General features: G+C 47.4%; 3 protein-coding genes. 2 read left to right on the top strand and 1 reads right to left on the bottom strand.

Annotation, left to right across the window (positions count from 1 at the left end; all coding sequences use genetic code 11):
• Positions 1 to 400 precede the first annotated feature (400 nt).
• Both KDK14_RS13205 and KDK14_RS13200 read left to right on the top strand, forming a co-directional pair.
• Positions 401 to 1,639: a hypothetical protein gene (locus tag KDK14_RS13205; protein ID WP_257265617.1), complete on the top strand. Its 1,239-nt coding sequence runs from the start codon at positions 401 to 403 to the stop codon at positions 1,637 to 1,639.
• 131 nt (positions 1,640 to 1,770) lie between these two features.
• On the top strand, positions 1,771 to 3,507 hold the full coding sequence (locus KDK14_RS13200) for a mechanosensitive ion channel family protein (protein WP_257265616.1): 1,737 nt from the start codon (positions 1,771 to 1,773) through the stop codon (positions 3,505 to 3,507).
• A 355-nt stretch (positions 3,508 to 3,862) separates the two neighbouring features.
• Here the strand turns inward: KDK14_RS13200 and KDK14_RS13195 are convergent, their stop codons facing one another.
• On the bottom strand, positions 3,863 to 4,087 hold the full coding sequence (locus KDK14_RS13195) for a hypothetical protein (protein WP_257265615.1): 225 nt from the start codon (positions 4,085 to 4,087) through the stop codon (positions 3,863 to 3,865).
• Positions 4,088 to 4,357 lie beyond the last annotated feature (270 nt).

The following is a 4,357-nucleotide window of genomic DNA, read 5'->3' as shown; positions in this document are numbered from 1 at the left end:
GTTTAAATTAGCCTTGATTGGAACGATCGTAAGGCCGATTCTATCGCCCTGGCCCATGCCTTGACTTCAAATTTTCAACTGTTAACACGGGATAATAGAAAATTCACAAGCTATTTTCCCACCCTGAAATTGATAACTCCTGGCACTAATTAAATACGTAAGTAGTCAATTAAATAAAATCATATTTTCTGGCTAAGTGGACAGCCTCCTGGCCTGGGCCTTGCATAGTAACTGCTCACTTAGCCAGAAATATACGATTCCATTTGGCCATTTACTTAATTTTTATGTTTATCATCGTATTCATCGTTTATTCTGAAACTTTTCTGCCTGACGTTTGTCGAATGTCCCGTTAATTAATAATCATAAATCATCATCGGCGCCTGCAATCAGGGGATTCATAATGAATATTTGTCAATCGCCACAACCATTAGAAATCTATTTTACTTCCACCACTGGCCAGCAAAAGGTCCTGACATCCCGGGCCGGAACAGAAAGCATCAGGGCCATCCGGGCTGAGGCTCTGGAGAACCTGTACCACTATAGGTGTATTGTTTGCCTGGAGGTACTTGGCAAGCCTTTGCAAACAAGATGTTGTACTTCTGTCCTGTGTGCCTTTTGCTACAACCATCTGGAAACCCCGAAAACGTGCCCAAATGACAGAAGACCGTTTACCGGCAACTTGAGTCGCGATCTGCTACCGATGGGTAGACCAGTGAACAACCAGATAGAACGCCTGATGAGACACTTTACAGATATCGAGGCAACCGGTACCGATACCATCAAAAGCGAAGCGCAACAGGCAGCATTGGCAACACTGGAAGGTCGGCCCGCCGGTGGCACAGCAATACTTGAGCCATCCCGTTTGGTGAATTCTTTACAAGGCCATAGCTCTGTACAAAATCATAGCTCTGTACAAAACCATAGTAATGAATCCCCAAGTATGGCTACGGCTACCGCTATGGCTACGGCTACGGCTTTGCTTCGTGCAATTGCTTCTCTGCAAGTTCCAGCAATCCCACCAGTAGATACGCGCCCATTGTCATATAACAACTATACCCAATTGTTCCGGCACTCCACCCGGCAAATGGAGCACCATTGGGATTTTCTTCGGCAGAGCGGGAGCAGCAGTGGGCTTCTACAAGCTTCAGGAAATTTTAGCCATTCTCAAGGCCTTGATCCAGGCCACAATTACCCGCTTTACATGATTAAAGGTATTAACATTTTTAACGACTGTGGCCGGGTTGAGCTTATTGAACAACTTCCGCAACCCCAGCCTACAGTGACAGTTATTGCACCCACAGCCCCAGAGCTTCAGTATAGCGGTTACCTTAAGGTTGCCTCTAGCAGCACTGATGATAATGTTATTGTAAAATTGCCACAGGCATTTGCTCAGCCTCTAAAAATCCTTAGCGGCAGGGGGGATATCATCACGGATCATGGTTATCGGATCAAACACGGGGGGATAATCTCATCGATGTCAGGAAATATCCGTATCGCAGTGGATAGCACACGGGTAACAGTTGAAACATCGGGTCCTGATGTTGAAGTGACCGTTGCCAACCATAACGAACCTCTCGGACAGAGAACCGAACTATACGTAAGATCCCCGTATGGCAAAATAAGGGTAACCGACCGATAGGCTGTGTTCGCAGGAGGATAGAACCATGTTTGCGCTCCAGCCTGAGCAACACTGGGCAAAAATTGTTCCGTAGAATTCACATTCAACACCTAAACTGGAACAGATACTGACATTTCTTTCGGAGTTTTCCGATGTTCAGAAGCCTTGTCTGGATGTTCCTGTTTTTTTCCTTCAACGCCTTTGCCGACAACACCGCTCGCCAATCAGCGAAGCTTATTGATGCTCATGCTTCAGTATTAGCAGATATTAAAGTCACCAATGAGCGTGTGGTCCAGATGGAAGCCAACTGGGAGAAAACCAAATCTGAAATGGGCCGCGACCTGATTCAGCAACAGATCGCCGCGGATATTCGCACGACCACCCAACAGGTAGGGCATTTTCTGGGCCAGGTTAAAGCAGTTAATACACCCGAAGCCCTGCAACTGGGCGAGGAGGTGGTGAACGCGGAAAACCGCTTTTTAGAAGCCCGACTGACCCCCGCCTCATCCGACCTGCGACAACTGTTTGAACAATACGAACAGGCCGGAGCTGATGAGCAATTGCTGGTGCTGTTCAATATCAATGACTTTTACACCTATATCAACTGGCTACAGAGCGAAAGGCTGGATAACCTGAAGTTACTGAACAGCTGGCAGGTGAATACCACCGTATTGCAACAAAAGCTGAACCATGAGATCACCCGCTATGCCGAGTTTATGGCTACCTACCTGCGTAACAATACCCGTCAAAAAGCGCTGTTACAGACAGAGCTTAAATCCCTGCCCACTAATGCCCGCAGCTCTCTGGAAAGTAAAATTGCCGACCAGGACCGCCTGGTACGCAGCGCGGTGGCCAACCTTCGGCAGATCCTGATAATGATGGAAGAACAAGGCCTGCCGGTGGATCAGTACAATGAACTGATCTTCAAGGCAACCGGCAATCTGGCCGAAGCCGTGGTCAACTTTGATACACTGCGTACGGTCATTATCGGGCTATGGGACGACCTGACTCACTGGTTCAAAGCCAATTTGGGTGGCATACTCTCCCGCCTGTTCCTGTTTGCCGCTCTGATGGGCGCAGCCATAGTGTTAGCGCGTCTGGTTCGACGGGGTATATCCCGTGCCGTCACCCATAAGAAAGCTCGTTTCAGTACATTGGTTCAGGAATTTTTTATCAATGTTGGTGGTAACCTGGTGGTCATCTTTGGCCTCCTGTTCGCCCTGGCACAGGTGGGTCTGGACCTGACACCGGTACTGACCGGTCTCGGTGTTGCCGGTATTGTCATCGGCTTTGCCCTGCAGGATACCCTGTCCAACTTCGCCTCCGGGATGATGATCCTGATCTACCGTCCCTTTGATGTGGGTGACTTTGTCGAGGCTGGCGGCGTTGCCGGTAAAGTGGGCAAAATGAGTCTGGTCAACACCACCATTCGCACCTTCGACAACCAGGTTTTTATGGTGCCGAATGCCAAGATCTGGGGAGAGACCATCAAAAACATCACCTCGGAACGGATCCGCCGGGTGGATATGGTCTTTGGGGTTTCCTATGGCGACAACGTCGGGCGGGTAGAAGGGATTTTTGAAGATATTATCAGCAACCACCCGAAAATACTGAAAACACCAGAGCACATTATTCGTCTGCATGTTCTCAACGAGTCATCCGTGGATTTTGTGGTTCGTCCCTGGGTAAAAACAGACGACTACTGGGATGTATACTGGGACATTACCCGTGAAGTAAAAGTCCGGTTTGACCGGGAAGGCATCACCATTCCATTCCCGCAACGGGAACTTCACTTTTATAAAGCACCAGCCGATCTGCCGGGCGAGCGGGTAATTATTCAACAATCGGATATCGGACTGCCCACGGTGGGCGAAGACGGACGCACTTAAAAGACTTTTTTGCACTACAAAGACACAAAGAATAGCAGACGGGTAAGAGCGCAGCTCTGACCATGAAAATGCCTATACTTTGCCGTGAAAAATATTTTGCTTAACCATTTTTCATCCTTGAGGGTGACGCATAATATTTTCACGCGCCATGGGCATGTGTGGTTAAAAGTTCTGTAACTATTCAGCCCCCCATCAAAGGCTGATGACCATAATTGCTGGCAGTAAAAGCAGGGCTTCAAAAATCTTCCCTTGCATGGAAATATCTGAAGTATTGAGGGAACCTATTTCCTGACTCTTTGTCAAACAAACTGTCAACAGGTTCGACTCACCATCAGTTGACTACTCGCTAATATTTTCAGTCCACAAAGGTGATTAATATGATAGACGCATCAATTTCAGCGCGAACAGCCAGCCTTGGAGCAGACAACCCACCATGCCCAGAAATAAGTGAAGCTTCTGAATCCCCGGCGTTTGGGCGTTCCGTTAAGCCTTTTACCAACAATGGCACCAGTTTACGACAATACATTGCGCAACCTTGTTCTTCTATGAAGAAATCGTTAGTTATCGGCGGAGCCTTCATACTAACATCTCTCCTTACAGATCCTGCTTCAGGCCATGTAATCACAAATGGTAATATCACAAATGGTAATATCACAAAAAGTACAACGCCCTCACCTACTCTCGTACCCACTGATCATCCGGCTCTAGATGCTTTTATAATAATTGTACTGATTGCTGTAGTAATTTTGTTTCTTGTTATTTGTCGTAGAGAGAATGCAAGATGGCCCTTCGGGTAGACATTAAGGAATACTTCCTGATAGCACTACTGTCCATTCTTTCTTTAGCTTCT

The sequence above is a fragment of the Endozoicomonas sp. ONNA2 genome, from assembly GCF_024606365.1.
GTDB lineage: Bacteria > Pseudomonadota > Gammaproteobacteria > Pseudomonadales > Endozoicomonadaceae > Endozoicomonas.
The sequence above is the reverse complement of the archived record's forward strand: the minus strand, read 5'-3'. Positions and strand labels throughout refer to the sequence as shown.